Raw genomic sequence first — 17,338 nt, 5'->3', positions numbered from 1 at the left:
GCCATGCCGCGCTGGGGCTCGGAACGCATCGTTGGCCTGCATGATCCGCAGGTCAACGAACACCATTTGGCGTCGAGCGGCCTGCCAGCGGACAGTCGCCTGCGCTTGCTCAGTTTCAATATCCAGGTCGGTATCAGCACCGAGCGCTATCGCCATTACCTGACGCGTGGCTGGCAGCACCTGCTGCCTCACCACGGGCGTGCCGAAAACCTGCAGAAGATCGGCAACCTGCTGGGGGATTTCGACCTGGTAGCCCTGCAGGAAGCCGATGGCGGCAGCCTGCGTTCGGGCTACGTCAATCAAGTGGAGCACCTGGCTCAGCTGGGCGCCTTCCCCTACTGGTATCAACAGCTCAATCGCAACCTTGGACGCCTGGCACAGCACAGCAATGGCGTGCTCAGCCGCTTGCGTCCCTGGGCCATTGAAGACCACCCGCTGCCCGGTCCCAAGGGGCGCGGTGCGATCCTCCTGCGTTTTGGGGAAGGCCCCGAAGCGCTGGTGGTGGTGATGATGCACCTGGCACTGGGTGCCCGGGTCCGAACCCGGCAACTGGCGTATATCCGCGAGTTGATCGGCGGCTACAAACATCAGGTGCTGATGGGGGACATGAACACCCACGCCAGCGATCTGCTGGAGCGCTCCCCTTTACGCGACCTCAGCCTGTTGGCGCCGCAATTGCAGGCGACCTTCCCCAGCTGGCGTCCGCAACGCTGCCTGGACCACATCCTGCTCAGCCCCAGCCTGACCCTGGAGCGTGTCGAAGTCCTGGCCCAACCCATATCCGATCACCTGCCGGTCGCGGTAGAGATTCGTCTGCCGGGTTCGCTCACGGCCGATGCATTGCCCGCGTTGAGTCCTGCACCTTGCGGAACCGATGAATGAGCGACGACGCCCAGCGCTGGAAAGAGAAGTACCTCAAAAGTATCGAACAGCAGGAAAAGCTCGAGCGCCGTTGGGCCGCTCGCCTGGACTTGCTGCGTCGCGGCCTGGTGCGCAGCACCCTGGCTGCGGAAGGCACCGACCGTGCGGTCGACCAGTGCATGAAGGAAATGCGCGAGGTGGTGCGCACCGACGACATGGACGCCGCGCTGGCAGCGCTGCTGCCGCGCCTGGAAAAGGCCGTGCTGGATTCCGAGCAACGGCGTGAAACCCGGGTCGAGCAGATGAGCAGCGCCTTGACGGCGCTGGTGACCCAATTGCAGTCCCTGCCCCTGCCCCGGGAAGTCCGTCGCCCATTGAAGGTCTTCGCCAAGCAGCTGGATGGGCGTGTCACTCAGGCGCGGGAGATTCCCTTGTTACTGGGGGAACTGAGCAGCCTCCAGGGCAAGGCCCTGAGCCAGCTGGAAACCCCGGCTGAGCCAGATCGTCCGAGCCTGCTGCAGCGTCTGTTCGGGGGACGAGACACCGGTGAAGCTCCCCAGGCCGAAGCGGCCCCGCCCGCGGCGCCTGTTCCCGCTGCCAGCGTGCAATCCCCGCCTTCGGCCGAGGCAGCCGCAGAACCGGTGGCAGCGGTTCGCGAGCATTACCAGACCCCGAGCACGGACGTGCCGGAAGTCGCCGCCCCTCCTTCGGCACCCTTGGCAGCGGCCCCGGCCGAGCCCGAGGCGAGCGTGCTGGCAGAGCCTGCGTCCGCCGCGCCGGCCAAGATTGAGGCCGAGGCGGTCGTCGCCTCGGCCCTTCCTTCAGTGGTGGCGTTCGTGCCCCCTGTCCTGGCGCAGGAACAGCCGCAGGAGCCCGCGTCCCAGGTCGAGAAGCAAGCGCCCGTTGCAGTCGAGCTGGCGGTCCAGGTTCAGGCGCCGGCATCCGTTGAAGCCGCTCCGGTCGCCCTCGCCGCGTCGCCGGCAGAGGCGCCTATCGAACCTCAGAGCGAGCCGGCCGCGCCCAACCCCGATGAGCTGCTGCCCCAGCCTGCGGTTTCCCCGGCCGTGCTGCTCGACAGCCTGCCCCTGCCGCCGGTCATGGCCGAGGCCCTGGCCGCCATCGATCCGGAGCAGTCCGAGCACGATGTGCTCTACGCCCTGCCGGACTCCCCCGAGCCTTCCTATAGCTCGGTGGCCAAGCATATCGAGCACACCCTGCTGGGGCTGCTCGATGACCTGAGCCTGCCGGAGCGCCATCGGCCCCAGGCCGAAGCCATGCGCGATCGTCTGCAGCATGGGTTGAACTGGTATGAATTGCTGCCGATCCTCGATGATCTGGCGGTATTGATGCTGGCGATCACCGATTCGGGTCAGCATGAGTTCGAGGCCTACCTCAAGCAGCTCAATGAGCGTCTGGAAGCCTTCCAGAGCAATCTGCAGGCGGCCAGCGACGGCCATGCCGACAGCAGCTCGGCGGCGCGGGCCATGGACACGCAGATTCGCCAACAGGTCGATGGCCTGCAAAGCAGCGTGCAGGAAGCGGCGGACCTGGATGACCTCAAGCAGGTGCTGGAAAGTCATCTGGAAGGTCTGCTGGGCACCATGGACCAGCACCAGAAGCAGCGCGACGAGCGCGAGAAGGAAGTGGCCGCCCGCCTGCAAAGCCTGGCAGAACGTGTGTCGAGCATGGAGCAGGAAGCCCAGGGCTACCGTGAACACCTGGAAGAACAGCGGCAGAAGGCGCTGATCGACCCGTTGACCGGCTTGCCCAACCGCGCGGCCTGGAGCGAGCGCCTGGAGCATGAGATCGGCCAATGGCAGCAACATGGCAACAGCCTGCTGCTGGCCATGCTCGATCTCGATCACTTCAAGCGGATCAACGACAACTACGGCCATCTGGCCGGAGACAAGGTGTTGAAGATCATCGCCAACGTGCTGCGCAAGCGCCTGCGGGGCAGCGATTTCATCGCCCGCTTCGGTGGCGAGGAGTTCGTTCTGCTGTTGCCCAACACTCCCTGGCCGGTCGGCACGCGAATAGTGGAAGCGCTGCGGGCCGCCGTTGAGGCTTGCCCGTTTCATTTCAAGGGGGAGCCGGTGACCATCACCGTGTCCGTCGGCCTGAGTGCGTTCAAGCCCGGTGATCGCAGCGAACTGGTGATCAAACGGGCCGATCAGGCGCTGTATCGGGCCAAGGACGCTGGTCGCAACCGGGTGGAGGCAGGCTGAGGCGCAGGCCGATTCCTGTCTCAAACCACGGTTTTTGCCCGTGGCGGCGCGGGCAGTACGTTACACTGTTGCATTCTTTGTCTGCAGCGTATTGCCCTCTGCCATGAAACGCCTTGCTCTTGCCTTCTTGCTCCTGGTCCTGGTCCTGGCCGGCTGTGCCAGCGGTCCGCGTATCGACACCAGCCACCCCTCGGTGAATTACGATCAGCGCGCCCAGTTCATCATCGTTCACTACACCTCGGCGTCCCTGGAGCGTTCCCTGGCGCTGCTGACGCGGGGCCAGGTCAGCAGCCACTACCTGATCGGCGACGACAAGTCGGCCACCATCTACAAGCTGGTGGACGAGCAGTACCGTGCCTGGCACGCCGGTGAAAGCCAGTGGCAGGGGCGTACCTGGCTCAACTCCAGCTCGATCGGCATCGAGATCGTCAACCCGGGCTTTCGCGACGGTCCCAACGGACGGCTCTGGTATCCCTACAGCGAGGCGCAGATCGAGAATCTGATCGTGCTGCTCAAAGACATCAGCAAGCGCAACAACATCTCCCCGCGCCACATCATCGGCCACAGCGACATCGCGCCGTCGCGCAAGCTCGATCCGGGTCCGCTGTTTCCCTGGAAGCGCCTGGCCGACGCCGGCCTGGGGCTGTGGCCCAATGCCCAGGCGGTGGCCCGTCAGCAGGCGTACTTCGCGGTGAGCCTGCCGAGCATCAGTTGGTTCCAGCAGCAACTGGCGCAATTGGGCTACGCCACCCCGCAGACCGGCGAGCTGGATCAAGCCACCCGGCACGTGCTGGCGGCCTTCCAGATGCACTATCGTCCGGGTCGTTTCGACGGCATCCCGGATGCCGAAAGTGCAGCGATGCTGCAGGTCCTCAATCAGACAAAATAATGACGCCGCCGGACGGTCCGGGCCGAATACCCAATCAGTTGCTATAACTCATTGGTATCCCTCGGATCCTCCACGATGCCTGTTCCTCGTGAGCCCACCCGTACCTGGTTCTATCGCCCCTGGTTGCTGGCGACGCTGACGGCTGTGCTGAGCGCGGCGCTGTTGCTGCTCGGCAGCGCCGGGGTGGCCATGCATGAGGTCCAGCAACGGGAGAGCGAGCAGATGAATGCCCAGGGCAAGCGCTTTCTGGAGCGCCTGGAGCAACTGTTCGGGCAACTGCGTGAAGGTCTGGACGTGCTCGAAGCCCAGCCGCTGCGCGAGTGCAGCGCCGAGCTGATCAGCGCCCTGCAGCAGGTCAGCTTCAGCTACCGCTTCATCTATGAAGCGGCCTACATGGATGCCACCCAGACGTGCTCCAACTCGCCGCGGCAGAACCTCGTGCCCTCGCTCAGGGCCCCGGATATCCGCGGGCCGACCTACAGCTACTGGCTCAACACCTCTGCCCAGCCCAATGAAAACCTGGCCGCGCTGATGCTGGGCCGAGGCAATTTTCGCGTGGCCACCTCCCGCGGGCACCTGACCGATGTGGTGGACCTGCCGGCCGGTGGCAGCCTGATGGTGGTGGTCGAGCATGGCGCCCGGGCCATTCCGGTATTGGGTCAGGCCCGTGCCTGGCCGCCGGTGGAGCCTTGGCGCGCCGCTCGCGACGGGCCGCTGCAGGTCACCCCGGACCTGCTGATCTATCGCATGCCGACCCAGAATCCCGAGTACCAGCTGGTGCTGATCACGCCCCGGGCCAGCATGCAGGCGGAGATGCTCGACGGCTGGTGGTGGCTGTTGCCGATCAGCCTGGTGCTGGCGCTGTGTATCGGTGGCCTGGTGTATCAGCTGGCGCGCCAGCGCCAATCCCTGGGGGCGGAGCTCCAAGGAGCTCTGCGCCGTGGCGAGTTGCAGGTGCTGTACCAGCCGATCTTCGACCTCAGCAGCCGGGTGTGTGTCGGGGCCGAAGCCTTGCTGCGCTGGCGCCGTCCGGATGGCACCCTGACCAGCCCCGACCTGTTCATTCCGCTGGCGGAAAACACCGGGCAGATCCGCCAGATCACCGACTTCGTCCTGCAGCGCCTGCTGGAACAACTGGGACACGTATTGCGGGCCAACCCGCAGCTGTACATCTCGGTCAACCTGGCGGCCTGCGATGTCATGGTGCCGCGCATCGGCCAGGTCATGGCGCGGCTCCTGGCCTTGCACAAGGTGGCCGCGCGGCAGATCGCCTTCGAGGTCACCGAGCGTGGCCTGATCGATGTGGTGGTGGCGCGGGACAACCTGCAGGCGCTGCGGGACGTGGGGCATCAAGTGCTGATCGATGATTTCGGCACCGGCTACTGCAGCCTGGCCTACCTGCAAAGCCTGCCGGTGGATTGCCTGAAGATCGACAAGGCGTTTATCGACGCCCTGGGTCATGACGCTGCCAGCAGTGGCGTGGCGCCCCACATCATCCGCATGGCCCATGCCCTGAAGCTCAAGGTGATCGCCGAGGGCATAGAGTTCGAAGACCAGGCATCGCTGCTCAACAGCGAAGGCGTGAGCTACGGCCAGGGCTGGCTGTTCGCCCATGCCTTGAGCGCGTTGCAGTTCATCGAGCTGATTACCCGGGGACGGCGCCTGGTGCCCCGGCGCCTGGATGACGAAGCCTGACGCCCTACAGGGGCAAGGCCAGGTAGAACTGGGTGCCTTGTCCCGGCCTTGAGTAGACCCCCATGCGGCCGCCGTGGAGCTGGACGATTTCCTTGCACAGCGCCAGCCCGAGCCCGGCGCCGCCTTTCTTGCGCCCGACCTGGACGAAGGGCTCGAAGATCCGGCCCTGCTGACCGTAGGCAATGCCCTCGCCGTTGTCCTCGACGCTGATGATCACCCGCTCACCATGCCGCCGGGCCTGCAGGCGGATCTGGCCGCCGCTGGCGGTATGGCGCAAGGCATTGTCGATCAGGTTGTCCAGCACCCGTTCCAGCTGTGGCCGGTCGGCGTGCAGGCGCGGCAGCGGCGCCTGCAGGTCCAGCAGCAGGCTGATGGCCTGGCGCTGTGCCTGTTCGCGGAAGCGTTCCAGAGTCTGCTCCAGCAGTTCTTCAAGGGGACAGGGAGCAAGGGTGAGCTTCTGCAGGCCGTTCTGATAGCGCGAGAAGTTCAGCAGGTCATTGATCAATTGCATCAGGCGCTGCATTTCTTCGTTGACCGTATTGAGCAGGTCGGTTTCCCGGGACTCTTCGGCAAAGTGCAGGCGTTCCTGGAGCAGGCCGAACGCCATGTGCATGCCGGTCACCGGAGTGCGCAGCTCGTGAGAGGCGCGCAGCACGAATTCGCTGCGCACCCGCTCGAAGGCGCGTTGTTCGGTGACGTCGTGGAGCACCATCACCGCCCCGAGAATATGGCCCTGGGTGTGGCTCACCGGGGTCAGGCTGTAGGTCAGCAGGCGGGATTCGCCGTCGACCTCCACATCCAGGTCGTCCGGTGCCCGCTCCAGGGTGCCGCCGCGCAGGACCAGCTGCAGCTGCTCATCCAGCTCCGGGCGTTGCAGGGCGCTGCCCAGGCCCTGGCCGAGGCGCTCCTGATCCCAGCCCAACTGACGCTGGGCCACTGGATTGAGGTGCTCCAGGCGGCCTTGGCGGTCGATCATCAACAAGCCGTCGTCGATGCTGTCGAGCACCGCCTGCAGGCGCTGCTGACCGGCCAGCAGTTCATCGACATTGGTTGCCTGATGCTGGCGCAAGGCCTCGGCCATGATGCCGAAACGCCGGGTCAGCAGGTTCATCTCCGCCGCCGCCGAGATGGGCAGGGTGACGTCGAAGTTGCCTTGGCCGATCTTGTCCGCGGCCTTGGCCAGGGCCTCGATCGGCCCGCCAAAGCGCTGGGCGATGGCGTGAGCGGTGACGAAGCCGATGATCAGCACCGCCAGGGCCACCAGGCCCAGCAGGCCGGCCACCAGCAGGGCGCGCTCACGGGCCTGGCGCTCCACCTGGCTGATGTTGTCCAGGGCGCTCTTGTGTTCGTTGATCAGGCCGCTGCGCAAGGCATTGAAGCGCTCGGTCAGCGCATGGTTGTCGCTGATCCCGGGGGAACCGCTGATGCGCTCGAAGGCCTGGAAGAAACTCAGGTAGTCATCGCGGGCCTGCTGAAAGTGGCTGGGGCCCGGGTTCTGCTGTTCCTGGGCAATGCCTTGGTCGAGCAATGCCAGGTAGTGTTCCCTGGAGGCTTCCAGGGCCGCGCGATCGGGCTCCTTGCTGAGCATGATGATCAGCTGGTCGCCCAGGGTCTGGCGCAGCTTGAGCCCCAGGTCCAGGGTGATGAAGTTGTTGCGGATCAGCGACTCCTGGGTGCTGGCCATCTGCATCACGCTGACCAGCCCGAGCACCAGCCCCAGCAGGGCGACGGTGATCAGGGCCGAGATGCTCAGAAACAGCCGGGTTCGCAGTTTCATCGCTAACTTCATGGGGGAGCGCTCACAGGTTGTACTGTTTGCGTTTGCGGTACAGGGTCGAGGCGTCGATGCCCAGGGTCTTGGCCGCTTGGTCCAGGGTGTCGCTGGTGGCCAGGACCGCGCCGATATGGGCCTTTTCCAGCTCGTCCAGGCTCAGCGCGGCACCGATCCGCGGGGCATTGTTGGTGGGTTGCTCGGCCATGCCCAGGTGGATGATCTCCACCCGTTCCTGGGGACAGATGATGCTTGCCCGTTCCACCACGTTGCGCAGCTCGCGGATGTTGCCCGGCCAGCGATAGTTGAGCAGGGCTTCCCGGGCTTCGTCGCAAAAGCCCCGGGCCGGTCGCGAATACTCTTTGACGAAGCGTGCGAGGAAGCGATCGGCCAGGGTCAGGATGTCTTCGCTGCGTTCGCGCAGGGGCGGCAGGTGCAGGGTGATCACGTTCAGGCGGTACAGCAGGTCTTCGCGAAAGCGCCCGTCGCGCACCATGTCTTCAAGGTTTAGGTTGGTGGCGGCAAGAATCCGCACATCGGCCCGGCGAGTCACCGGGTCGCCGACGCGTTCGTATTCCTTGTCCTGGATGAAGCGCAGCAGCTTGGGTTGCAGGGTCAGGGGAAAGTCGCCGATCTCATCGAGGAACAGGGTGCCGCCGTCGGCCTGATTGACCCGGCCCAGGGTGCTTTCGCTGGCTCCGGTGAAGGCCCCGCGGCTGTGGCCGAACAGCTCGCTTTCCATCAGCTCGGCGGTCAGGGATGGGCAGTTGATGGTCACGCAGGACTTCTTCGCCCGCTTGCTCCAGCCGTGGATGGCCCGCGCCAGTTCGCCCTTGCCGGTGCCCGACTCACCGAGAATCAGAATGTTGGCGTCGGTGCCGGCCACCTGGCGCGCGGTTTCCAGCACCACTTTCATCGCCGGGCTGTGGGAGTCCAGGCCGTCCTTGGGCTTGCGCACCTCACCTTCCAGGGCTTCCAGGCGCGCCGAGAGCTGGCGCACTTCCAGTTGCTTGGCGGTGGCCAGGCGCAGTTGATCGGGGCTGCAGGGCTTGACCAGGTAATCGGCGGCACCGGCCTGGATGGCGTCCACCGCGGTATCCACGGCGGAGTGGGCGGTGACGATCACCACCCGCATCCAGGGCGCCTGGGTGCGCATCTGGGCCAGCACGTCCAGGCCGTTGTCTTCGCCCAGGCGCAGGTCGAGGAAGCACAGGTCGAACACCTGGCGTTGCAGCAGCGCATCCGCCTGGGCTGCGCTGTTGGCGGTGGCCACGGTGTAGCCTTCGTCTTCCAGGCAGTAACGGAAGGTGCGAAGGATGGCGGATTCGTCATCCACCAGCAGGATGCGGCCTTGATTCTCCGGCGCTGACTCCATTTCCCAGGCTCCTTTAATGAATGGTCTTATTTAGTCCCAGATAAATCGGGCAAGTTGCAAGGTTGATTCTGATCGATTCCACGGCATGCAGGTTAGATATCTCCGGCCGAAATCGCTAACCGACTGAAACTCAATGGGTTTTACAGATGCTTGGCATGCAACGGGTCTGTATCAGGCTGTCCGCCGCTCGGCAAAGTTCCCCCTCAGATCAAAAAGCCCTCCAGGCGGTCCCTGTCGATCGTGCATTTCGCACGGTCGGCCAGGGTGCATCGTGCAGGATGCGTGTCAGGCGGCTCTTTTGATTGTATTTAAGTCGTTGATTTTATTGATATTTTTTCCTTCGGAAAAGCTGGCATGCAGACTGCAATAACCCTCCTATCAGCGAAGCACGAGCCATGGCTTCCATAACAACATCGCCACCAGTGTGGGAGGAGTTTCAGGATGAATCGCCAACGTCTTGCCCAATTGCGTATTGCGCCACTGCACCTTCAGCAAGGTCTGTTCGCCAGTCTGGCGTTGCTGGTCACTCTGATCGCCGGGCAACAGTACCAGCGCTGGCAGGACAGTCAGGCGCCCGCCCCGCGGGTGCCGGCCCATCACTTCACCCAGACCCATTTCAGCTCGGTGAGCAGCAAGCTCAACGACGCCACGCCCGTGCAACTGATGGCCGTCGATCAGGCGCAGCCGGCGCTTGAGGCGCCACGTCAGCAACGCTGGGTGTTCTAGGCACCAAGGGCCGGCCCGCATTAGGCGGCGTCCGGCGGCTCCACCGGCACTATCACTAATAGAAGAGTAAGGAGAATCATCATGCTGAGCTGGGCAATCACATTCCTGATCATTGCCATTGTCGCTGCGGTACTGGGCTTCGGTGGTATCGCGGGCACCGCCACGGGTATTGCCAAGATTCTCTTTGTGGTGTTCCTGGTGATGTTCGTCGTTTCGTTCTTCTTTGGCCGTCGTGGCCGAGGCTGAACATGAGTCCTTCGTTGAAGACCCTGGCCGCCGCGCTGTTGCTGGGCGTCAGCGCCCTGGCGTCGGCGGACAATGATGGCCAGGCCCGCGCCAACCAGCTGCTGGGTTCCGATCCGCAGTTTCGTGAAACCTGGCAGAAGGTCGTGCATCAGGAGGAGCGACTGCCCGAATGGGTGATGAACCTGTCGGGTGATGCTCCACAACAGATGAACGCCGTGACCGAGGGGGGCGATCAGTACTTGGTCGGACCGCTGTGCGAAACCGCGCAGAGCTGTCAGAACCAGCGGCTGATCGTTGCCTTCAGCTTCGACAAGAAGCATGCCTATGCCTTGTGGGTCGAAGTACCGGCCGGCCTGCCCGCGGACAAGTCGCCGACGCGGCATGCCAGTTACCGTTTCCTCGGTAAGCCGGACGAAGGCATGCAGGCTTTGCTGCAAGAGCAATTGCGCAAGGATCCGAACTGGTACTGAGTCCGGTATTGCCGATATTGCATAACAGACAGGCGAAAGGGCCGCCCCGGCGCTTTCGACTTTGCACCGCCCGAGGAAGGCGCGTGCATGACCAAGGGGCCGGGATGTTCTGATGCTTGCATGATCGGAGTGACCTAGGGGTACAGGGAGTACCTCCGCAAGGGCCGGGTCAGGAAAGAGCGGCGGCGCAAGCTCTCAAGTCGTCATCGACTTGAAGGGCTTGCGGCGTGCTTGAATGGGCAAAGACCTGTTCTAGAGCTGTTGCTGCATCTACACCGAAGCGAATCCTGAAAAAAATCTTCCTTTGACCCCGATCAAACGTTTCCGGGTGTTTCTCTGCGACCGTATATCGAGAAACTTTGCGGAATAATCCCAGGGTTTCCTGGCGACCGAATCAGAACATTCCCATGTTTTTTACGATCTTTTCCTGACCTTCCAGACATGCCTGCACGCCGCCTGAAATGGCTGTTTCACGGCATTTATGCCTGCCGAAATGTCGTATTCGAACCGGTTGGGACGCTCGTTTTATTTGGAAAAACTCATGCCGATTCGGCATAGGGTAGGCGTTTACGGCATTAGACGTTCCCCCCTTGCATCGGAATAGTTGCGCCTTTTTTCGCCCGCACAGAGCTGTAAATGCTCGCTCGGGATGACCTTATACGGGGGCCGATGCACAAACTTTTCCGCCATTGAGCGTTCCAGTTCGCGCATCAGCCCGAGTCCAACTGAAGTAAGGGTAATGATATGAAGAAGGCAAAATTAAGCCTCGCCTGGCAGATCCTCATTGGTCTGGTCCTGGGGATTGCGATTGGCGCGCTGCTCAATCATTTCAGTGCTGAAAAAGCCTGGTGGGTCAGCAACGTCCTGCAACCTGCGGGCGATATCTTTATCCGCTTGATCAAGATGATCGTGATCCCGATCGTCATCTCCTCGCTGATCGTCGGCATTGCCGGTGTCGGCGACGCCAAGAAACTTGGCCGCATCGGTCTGAAGACCATCATCTACTTCGAAATCGTCACCACCATCGCCATCGTCGTCGGCCTGCTGCTGGCCAACCTGTTCCATCCGGGCGCGGGCATCGACATGAGCACCCTGGGTACCGTGGACATTTCCAAGTACCAGGCCACCGCCGCCGAAGTGCAGCATGAACACGCGTTCATCGAGACCATTCTCAACCTGATTCCGTCGAACATCTTCGCGGCCATGGCCCGTGGCGAGATGCTGCCGATCATTTTCTTCTCGGTGCTGTTCGGCCTGGGCCTGTCGAGCCTGCAGTCCGATCTGCGCGAGCCGCTGGTGAAGATGTTCCAGGGCGTCTCCGAGAGCATGTTCAAAGTCACCCACATGATCATGAACTACGCGCCGATTGGTGTGTTTGCCTTGATCTCGGTGACCGTCGCCAACTTCGGTTTCGCCTCTCTGCTGCCGTTGGCCAAGCTGGTGATCCTGGTCTACGTGGCCATCGCTTTCTTCGCCTTCGTGATCCTCGGCCTGATTGCCCGCCTGTTCGGCTTCTCGGTGCTCAAGCTGATGCGCATCTTCAAGGATGAGCTGGTGCTCGCCTACTCCACCGCCAGCTCGGAAACCGTGCTGCCGCGGGTGATCGAGAAGATGGAAGCCTACGGCGCGCCGAAAGCCATCTGCAGCTTCGTGGTGCCAACCGGCTACTCCTTCAACCTCGACGGTTCGACCCTGTACCAGTCCATCGCGGCGATCTTCATCGCCCAGCTATACGGCATCGACCTGTCCATCAGCCAGCAACTGCTGCTGGTGCTGACCCTGATGGTCACCTCCAAAGGCATCGCCGGGGTTCCGGGCGTGTCCTTCGTGGTGCTGCTGGCGACCCTGGGCAGCGTGGGCATTCCGCTGGAAGGCCTGGCCTTCATCGCCGGTGTCGACCGGGTGATGGACATGGCGCGTACCGCCCTGAACGTGATCGGCAACGCCCTGGCGGTACTGGTCATCGCGCGTTGGGAAGGCATGTACGACGACGCCAAGGGCCAGCGCTACTGGAACTCCCTGCCGCACTGGCGCAGCAAAGAGCCGCTGCCAGCCGGCGAAACCACCAAGGGCTAAGCGCCTGCTGCGTAGGAGCTGGCTTGCCAGCGAAGAGGCCCCAAGCCCTGCGCATGCCTGACGCTCGCCTTCGCCGGCAAGCCGGCTCCTACAGATGACAGACCCCGGTTGATCCGGGGTTTGTCGTTTCTGCCCGCCCCGCTATCATTCGCCGCATCTTTCGAGGGGTATGACCGATGCTCAATGGCCTGTGGCTTGGCTTCTTTATCGTCGCGACCGTGTCCGCCCTGGCGCAGTGGCTGGTGGGCGGCAACGCCGGAATCTTCGCCGCCATGGTGGAAAGCATCTTCGCCATGGCCAAGCTGTCGGTCGAGGTGATGGTGCTGCTGTTCGGCACCCTGACCCTGTGGCTGGGCTTTCTGCGGATCGCCGAGAAGGCCGGCATTGTCGAATGGTTGGCCAAGGTCCTGGGCCCGCTGTTCAAGCGCCTGATGCCGGAGGTGCCGCCCGGTCACCCGGCCCTGGGCCTGATCACCCTGAATTTTGCCGCCAACGGCCTGGGCCTGGACAACGCCGCCACGCCGATCGGCCTCAAGGCCATGCGCGCGCTGCAGGAACTCAATCCCAGCGCCACCACCGCCAGCAATGCGCAGATCCTGTTCCTGGTGCTCAATGCCTCGTCCCTGACCCTGCTGCCGGTGACCATCTTCATGTACCGCGCCCAGCAAGGCGCGGCCGACCCGACCCTGGTGTTCCTGCCGATTCTGCTGGCCACCAGTGCCTCGACCCTGGTGGGCCTGCTGTCGGTGACGGTGATGCAGCGCCTGCGCTTGTGGGACCCGGTGGTGCTGGCCTACCTGATCCCCGGGGCCCTGGCCCTGGGCGCCTTCATGGCCTTGCTGGCGACCCTGTCGGCCAGCGCCCTGGCGTCGCTGTCGTCGATCCTCGGCAACCTCACGCTGTTTGGCCTGATCATGCTGTTTCTGGTGATCGGCGCGCTGCGCAAGGTCAAGGTCTACGAGGCCTTTGTCGAAGGCGCCAAGGAAGGCTTCGAGGTTGCCAAGAACCTCTTGCCGTACCTGGTGGCCATGCTCTGCGCCATCGGCGTGCTGCGCGCTTCCGGGGCGCTGGACTTCGGTCTTGACGGTATTCGCCACCTGGTGGCCTGGGCCGGTTGGGACACGCGCTTCGTCGGCGCCCTGCCCACCGCCATGGTCAAGCCGTTCTCCGGCAGTGCGGCGCGAGCGATGCTGATCGAAACCATGAAGACCCAGGGCGTGGACAGCTTCCCGGCGCTGGTGGCGGCAACCATCCAGGGCAGCACCGAAACCACCTTCTATGTGCTGGCGGTGTATTTCGGCGCGGTGGGTATCCAGCGGGTGCGGCACGCCGTGGGCTGTGCCTTGCTGGCGGAGTTCGCCGGCGTGGTGGCGGCGATTGCGGTTTGCTACTGGTTCTTTGGCTGAGTTGACCGAGCCTTGGCCGGCAAGCCGGCTCCTACACCATCCGTAGGAGCCGGCTTGCCGGCGAATGGGCGCTCAATGCTTGAGCGCCCGATTGCCCTGCCCCACCGCCCAATCCACCACCTGCCGGGTCAGCGCATCGCTGGCCTGGCCAAATCCCGTCACCACCGCCGGCACTCCGGTTTCAGCCAGCGGCTGGCGCACTTCAAAGCGTCGACTGGCGAGGATCTTCTGGTCATTGCCACGAATCAGCCGCGCATCCAGGCGGATCACCACCTGGGCGTTGTTGCCCTGGTATTCGGTCTGGAAGGCTTGCAGGTCGCCGCCCAGGGCCAGGTCGGTCTGCAGGTTGCTGTCGTCGGTGCTCAACAGCTGCACCCGGCCATCGCGCTGGAAACCATCCAGCAGGCGGTTGCGCAGCAGGATCGGCGCCGGGTCGCTCCAGCGCGAAGCCTTGTAGCTGCTGATCAGGTTGCCCTGGGGCAGCACCGCGATCCGCGCGCTGTTCAGCGCGTCGCTGGCCTGGGGCTTGAGCAGCTGCAAGGACCACGGCAGGGACTGGCTCGGGGCCGTGGCGCCAGCCTGGTTCACCGGCAGCCGATAGACGTCCAGTGGCTCGCCCTTGGGCAGGATCGAGCAGGCGCCGGTCAGGGCCAGGGCGGCACTCAAGGCCAGGGGGGCAAACAGGCGACAGGCACGCTTCATGGCGTGAACTCCTTGTTTTTCTCGTTACCCAGCAGATAACCGCCGGGGTTGGCTTCCAGGCGGCGGGTGATGGCTCGCAGCGAGCTCAGGGTTTCACGCAGCTCGCGCACCGCTGGCGCCAGGCCATTGAGGCCCTGCATGCCGTTGTTCAGCGAGTCCTGGTTGTCGCTCAGCAGCTTGTTCAGGGTGGCGCTGCTGTGCTCCAGGTTGCGCATGGCTAGTGCTGCGCTGCCGACCATCTGCTGCCCCTGGTCGCTGAGCAGGCCGTTGGCGTTGCGCATCAGCGCAGTGGTCTGTTCCAGCATGGCGCTGGTCTGCTTGCTGATGGTGCCCAGTTGCTGCATCAGCTGGCGCAGGTCATCACGTTGCCCGGCGATGCTGGCCGAGGTTTTCTGCAGGTTGTCCAGGGTGTTGCTGACCCGTTCCACGTTGTCCGGGGAGAACATGCGGTTGGCGTTGTGCAGCAGCAGGTTGACCCCGGTCATCAGGTCGTTGCTGTTGTTCAGCAGGCGGGCGATGGGCGACGGCGAGGCGATGATGGTTGGCAGGTGGCCATCCTTGCCCTTGAGCGGCGGGCTTTGCGGCGTGCCACCGCTGAGCTGGATGATCGAGGTGCCGGTGATGCCGGTCAGGGCCAGCTTGGCCTGGGTGTCTTCCTTGATCGGCGTTTCACTGCCCAGGCGGATCTGCGCCAGCACCCGGCGCGGGTCCTTGGGATCCAGGCGCAGGTTGACCACATCGCCGACCTTGATCCCGCTGTATTGCACGGCACTGCCCTTGGACAGGCCGCTGACCGCCTCGTTGAAGACGATCTGGTAGTCTTGGAAGGCGCTGTCGACGCTGGACTTGGCCAGCCACAGGCCGAACAGCAGGGCGCCGGCCACCACGATCACGGTGAACAGGCCGATCAGTACATGATGGGCTCGGGTTTCCATGTCATCCCTCGTTGGTCTGTGTAGCGGCCTGGTAGGCCGCGCGGCCGCGTGGGCCATGGAAGTACTGGTGAATCCATTCGTCCGGGGTGTCGGCAACCACATCGATGGCGTCCGCCACCAGCACCTTTTTCTGCGCCAGCACCGCCACCCGGTCGGTGATGGTGTAGAGGGTGTCCAGGTCGTGGGTGACCAGGAACACGCTCAGGCCCAGGGCATCGCGCAGGGTCAGGATCAACTGGTCGAAGGCGGCGGCGCCCACCGGGTCGAGGCCGGCGGTGGGTTCGTCGAGAAACAGGATGTCCGGGTCCAGGGCCAGGGCGCGGGCCAGGGCCGCACGCTTGATCATGCCGCCGGACAGCGAGGCCGGGTATTTGTCCGCCGCCGACAGTGGCAACCCAGCCAGGGCCAGTTTCACCGCCGCCAGGTGTTCGGCGTCGGCGCGAGACAGCCCGGCATGCTCGATCAGTGGCAGGGCGACGTTCTCGGTCACCGTCAGCGAGGTGAACAGCGCGCCCTTCTGGAATAGCACGCCGAAGCGCCGCTCGATTAGCGAGCGCTGTTGTTCCGGCAGGCTCGGCAGGTCCTGGCCGAAGACCCGCACCGAGCCTTCGCTGGGCTGGCGCAGGCCGACGATGCTGCGCAGCAGCACCGACTTGCCGCTGCCGGAGCCGCCGACCACGCCGAGGATCTCGCCCTGGTACACGTCCAGATCGAGGTTCTCGTGCACGCTCTGCTTGCCGAAGCGGTTGCACAGGCCGCGCACTTCGATCACCGCCTTGGCAGGCGCGCGTGGCGGGCGGCTCACCAGCCCATCTCCATGAAGAACAGCGCGGCCACGGCGTCGATGACGATCACCACGAAGATCGACTGCACCACGCTGGAGGTGGTGTGGGCGCCCACCGACTCGGCGCTGCCGCTGACCTTGAAGCCTTCCAGGCAGCCGATGGCGGCGATCAGGAAAGCGAAGATCGGCGCCTTCACCAGGCCCAGCAGGAAGTGCTTAACGCCGATGTCCGAATGCAGCAGCGACAGGAACATCGCCGGCGAGATATCCAGGGACAGGGCACAGACCACGGCGCCGCCAATGATCCCCGAGAGCATCGCCAGGAAGGTCAGCATCGGCAGCGCCACCAGCAACGCCAGGACCCGGGGCAACACCAGCAGCTCCATCGGGTCCAGGCCCAGGGTACGGATCGCATCGATCTCTTCGTTGGCCTTCATCGAGCCGATCTGCGCGGTGAAGGCACTGGCGGTGCGCCCGGCCATGAGGATCGCGGTCAGCAACACGCCGAATTCCCGCAGGAAGGAAAACGCCACCAGGTCCACGGTAAAGATGCTGGCACCGAAGTTGGCCAGCACCGTGGCCCCGAGAAAGGCCACCACCGCCCCCACCAGGAAGGTCAGCAGGGCGACGATGGGGGCGGCGTCGAGGCCGGTCTGTTCGATGTGCGCCACCACCGGGGTGATGCGCCAGCTTTTGGGGCGCAGCAGGCCGCGGGCCAGGGTTTCGAGGATCAGGCCGATAAAGCCCAGGACCTTCAGGGTGTCCTGCCAGACGGTATAGACCGCGCTGCCAATGCGCGAAAGCAGTTGCACGCTGACCGAGATTTCCGCTTCCTTGACCGGCACGCAGAAGTCGTTGAGCGAGCTGTAGACCGTGTGCAGCAGTGCGCGATCAGCGCTGGACAGGGTGCAGCCTGGGTGTTCAGCGGACTGGCCCAGGCGTTCGGAGCCCAGCAGTTCCACCAGCAGCGAGGCACCGGCGGTGTCCAGGGCTCCCAGGCCATTGAGGTCGATGTGGGTGCTGCTGTCGTAGTGGCCGTCGAGGCTCTGGCAGAGGCGCTTGAGGTCGCTGTAGTGGGCCAGCGTCCAGTCGCCGCCGATGCGCAGTTGCGCCGGAGAGTGGGCGTTGTCCAGTTGAGCGGTGCCGGGCGTCATGCGGGTATTCATAAGCTCCGAGC

15 protein-coding genes are annotated in these 17,338 nt (G+C 64.1%); 9 read left to right on the top strand and 6 right to left on the bottom strand.

Annotated features, from left to right (window positions below):
* Positions 1-3 precede the first annotated feature (3 nt).
* From GWQ44_RS05235 to GWQ44_RS05220, 4 genes are all read left to right on the top strand, one after another.
* On the top strand, positions 4-882 hold the full coding sequence (locus GWQ44_RS05235; RefSeq protein ID WP_275926804.1) for an endonuclease/exonuclease/phosphatase family protein: 879 nt from the start codon (positions 4-6) through the stop codon (positions 880-882).
* A complete protein-coding gene (locus GWQ44_RS05230) occupies positions 879-3,086 on the top strand; it encodes a diguanylate cyclase (RefSeq protein WP_275926803.1) in 2,208 nt (735 codons plus the stop codon). The genes GWQ44_RS05235 and GWQ44_RS05230 overlap by 4 nt, the downstream gene beginning before the upstream one ends.
* Before the next feature lie 103 nt (positions 3,087-3,189).
* Positions 3,190-3,975 (top strand): N-acetylmuramoyl-L-alanine amidase, encoded by a 786-nt coding sequence (locus GWQ44_RS05225; RefSeq protein ID WP_275926802.1) that lies wholly within the window; start codon positions 3,190-3,192, stop codon positions 3,973-3,975.
* 75 nt (positions 3,976-4,050) lie between these two features.
* On the top strand, positions 4,051-5,670 hold the full coding sequence (locus GWQ44_RS05220; RefSeq protein ID WP_275926801.1) for an EAL domain-containing protein: 1,620 nt from the start codon (positions 4,051-4,053) through the stop codon (positions 5,668-5,670).
* Between the two features lie 4 nt (positions 5,671-5,674).
* Here GWQ44_RS05220 and GWQ44_RS05215 read toward each other — a convergent pair whose 3' ends face one another.
* Both GWQ44_RS05215 and algB read right to left on the bottom strand, forming a co-directional pair.
* Positions 5,675-7,459, bottom strand: coding sequence for an ATP-binding protein (locus GWQ44_RS05215; protein ID WP_179598881.1), 1,785 nt, complete (start codon positions 7,457-7,459; stop codon positions 5,675-5,677).
* Positions 7,460-7,469: 10 nt separating this feature from the next.
* The gene (gene algB / locus GWQ44_RS05210) at positions 7,470-8,816 is read right to left on the bottom strand and encodes a sigma-54-dependent response regulator transcription factor AlgB (RefSeq protein ID WP_016963951.1); all 1,347 of its coding nucleotides are present in this window, start codon (positions 8,814-8,816) and stop codon (positions 7,470-7,472) included.
* Positions 8,817-9,257: 441 nt separating this feature from the next.
* On the opposite strand from algB, the gene GWQ44_RS05205 reads away from it, so the two are divergent.
* The 5 genes from GWQ44_RS05205 to GWQ44_RS05185 all read left to right on the top strand — a co-directional run bounded on the left by GWQ44_RS05205 (position 9,258) and on the right by GWQ44_RS05185 (position 13,740).
* Positions 9,258-9,542: a hypothetical protein gene (locus GWQ44_RS05205; protein ID WP_199010621.1), complete on the top strand. Its 285-nt coding sequence runs from the start codon at positions 9,258-9,260 to the stop codon at positions 9,540-9,542.
* A gap of 81 nt (positions 9,543-9,623) precedes the next feature.
* The gene (locus GWQ44_RS05200) at positions 9,624-9,788 is read left to right on the top strand and encodes a DUF1328 domain-containing protein (RefSeq protein ID WP_002555679.1); all 165 of its coding nucleotides are present in this window, start codon (positions 9,624-9,626) and stop codon (positions 9,786-9,788) included.
* Positions 9,789-9,790: 2 nt separating this feature from the next.
* On the top strand, positions 9,791-10,258 hold the full coding sequence (locus GWQ44_RS05195) for an inhibitor of vertebrate lysozyme family protein (protein WP_047306776.1): 468 nt from the start codon (positions 9,791-9,793) through the stop codon (positions 10,256-10,258).
* Between the two features lie 744 nt (positions 10,259-11,002).
* Positions 11,003-12,334, top strand: coding sequence for a glutamate/aspartate:proton symporter GltP (gltP, locus tag GWQ44_RS05190; protein ID WP_016963957.1), 1,332 nt, complete (start codon positions 11,003-11,005; stop codon positions 12,332-12,334).
* Positions 12,335-12,510: 176 nt separating this feature from the next.
* Positions 12,511-13,740: a spore maturation protein gene (locus tag GWQ44_RS05185; RefSeq protein WP_275926800.1), complete on the top strand. Its 1,230-nt coding sequence runs from the start codon at positions 12,511-12,513 to the stop codon at positions 13,738-13,740.
* A 72-nt stretch (positions 13,741-13,812) separates the two neighbouring features.
* On the opposite strand, the gene GWQ44_RS05180 is transcribed toward GWQ44_RS05185, so the two are convergent.
* The 4 genes from GWQ44_RS05180 to GWQ44_RS05165 are packed head-to-tail and all read right to left on the bottom strand — an operon-like array spanning position 13,813 to position 17,327.
* Positions 13,813-14,442, bottom strand: a complete 630-nt coding sequence (locus tag GWQ44_RS05180; RefSeq protein ID WP_179598875.1) for an ABC-type transport auxiliary lipoprotein family protein — start codon at positions 14,440-14,442, stop codon at positions 13,813-13,815.
* A complete protein-coding gene (locus GWQ44_RS05175; protein WP_275926799.1) occupies positions 14,439-15,377 on the bottom strand; it encodes an MlaD family protein in 939 nt (312 codons plus the stop codon). Before GWQ44_RS05175 ends, GWQ44_RS05180 begins: the two co-directional genes overlap by 4 nt.
* 1 nt (position 15,378) lies before the next feature.
* Entirely contained in the window at positions 15,379-16,182 is an 804-nt protein-coding gene (locus tag GWQ44_RS05170; RefSeq protein WP_016963728.1) for an ATP-binding cassette domain-containing protein, read from the bottom strand.
* Positions 16,179-17,327 carry an ABC transporter permease gene (locus tag GWQ44_RS05165; protein ID WP_275926798.1) on the bottom strand — a complete coding sequence of 383 codons (1,149 nt, stop codon included), beginning with the start codon at positions 17,325-17,327 and terminating at the stop codon, positions 16,179-16,181. Before GWQ44_RS05165 ends, GWQ44_RS05170 begins: the two co-directional genes overlap by 4 nt.
* Positions 17,328-17,338: the final 11 nt, after the last annotated feature.

The sequence above is a fragment of the Pseudomonas sp. 3MA1 genome (genome assembly GCF_029237275.1).
In the GTDB taxonomy this organism is placed as follows: domain Bacteria; phylum Pseudomonadota; class Gammaproteobacteria; order Pseudomonadales; family Pseudomonadaceae; genus Aquipseudomonas; species Aquipseudomonas fluorescens_AP.
The sequence above is the reverse complement of the archived record's forward strand: the minus strand, read 5'-3'. Positions and strand labels throughout refer to the sequence as shown.

Excerpts from the sequence above, each read along its gene's own strand:
- GWQ44_RS05235 (WP_275926804.1), top strand. The coding sequence starts at position 4 with ATGCCGCGCTGGGGCTCGGAACGCATCGTTGGCCTGCATGATCCGCAG.
- GWQ44_RS05230 (WP_275926803.1), top strand. The coding sequence starts at position 879 with ATGAGCGACGACGCCCAGCGCTGGAAAGAGAAGTACCTCAAAAGTATC.
- GWQ44_RS05225 (WP_275926802.1), top strand. The coding sequence starts at position 3,190 with ATGAAACGCCTTGCTCTTGCCTTCTTGCTCCTGGTCCTGGTCCTGGCC.
- GWQ44_RS05220 (WP_275926801.1), top strand. The coding sequence starts at position 4,051 with ATGCCTGTTCCTCGTGAGCCCACCCGTACCTGGTTCTATCGCCCCTGG.
- GWQ44_RS05215 (WP_179598881.1), bottom strand. The coding sequence starts at position 7,459 with ATGAAGTTAGCGATGAAACTGCGAACCCGGCTGTTTCTGAGCATCTCG.
- algB (WP_016963951.1), bottom strand. The coding sequence starts at position 8,816 with ATGGAGTCAGCGCCGGAGAATCAAGGCCGCATCCTGCTGGTGGATGAC.
- GWQ44_RS05205 (WP_199010621.1), top strand. The coding sequence starts at position 9,258 with ATGAATCGCCAACGTCTTGCCCAATTGCGTATTGCGCCACTGCACCTT.
- GWQ44_RS05200 (WP_002555679.1), top strand. The coding sequence starts at position 9,624 with ATGCTGAGCTGGGCAATCACATTCCTGATCATTGCCATTGTCGCTGCG.
- GWQ44_RS05195 (WP_047306776.1), top strand. The coding sequence starts at position 9,791 with ATGAGTCCTTCGTTGAAGACCCTGGCCGCCGCGCTGTTGCTGGGCGTC.
- gltP (WP_016963957.1), top strand. The coding sequence starts at position 11,003 with ATGAAGAAGGCAAAATTAAGCCTCGCCTGGCAGATCCTCATTGGTCTG.
- GWQ44_RS05185 (WP_275926800.1), top strand. The coding sequence starts at position 12,511 with ATGCTCAATGGCCTGTGGCTTGGCTTCTTTATCGTCGCGACCGTGTCC.
- GWQ44_RS05180 (WP_179598875.1), bottom strand. The coding sequence starts at position 14,442 with ATGAAGCGTGCCTGTCGCCTGTTTGCCCCCCTGGCCTTGAGTGCCGCC.
- GWQ44_RS05175 (WP_275926799.1), bottom strand. The coding sequence starts at position 15,377 with ATGGAAACCCGAGCCCATCATGTACTGATCGGCCTGTTCACCGTGATC.
- GWQ44_RS05165 (WP_275926798.1), bottom strand. The coding sequence starts at position 17,327 with ATGAATACCCGCATGACGCCCGGCACCGCTCAACTGGACAACGCCCAC.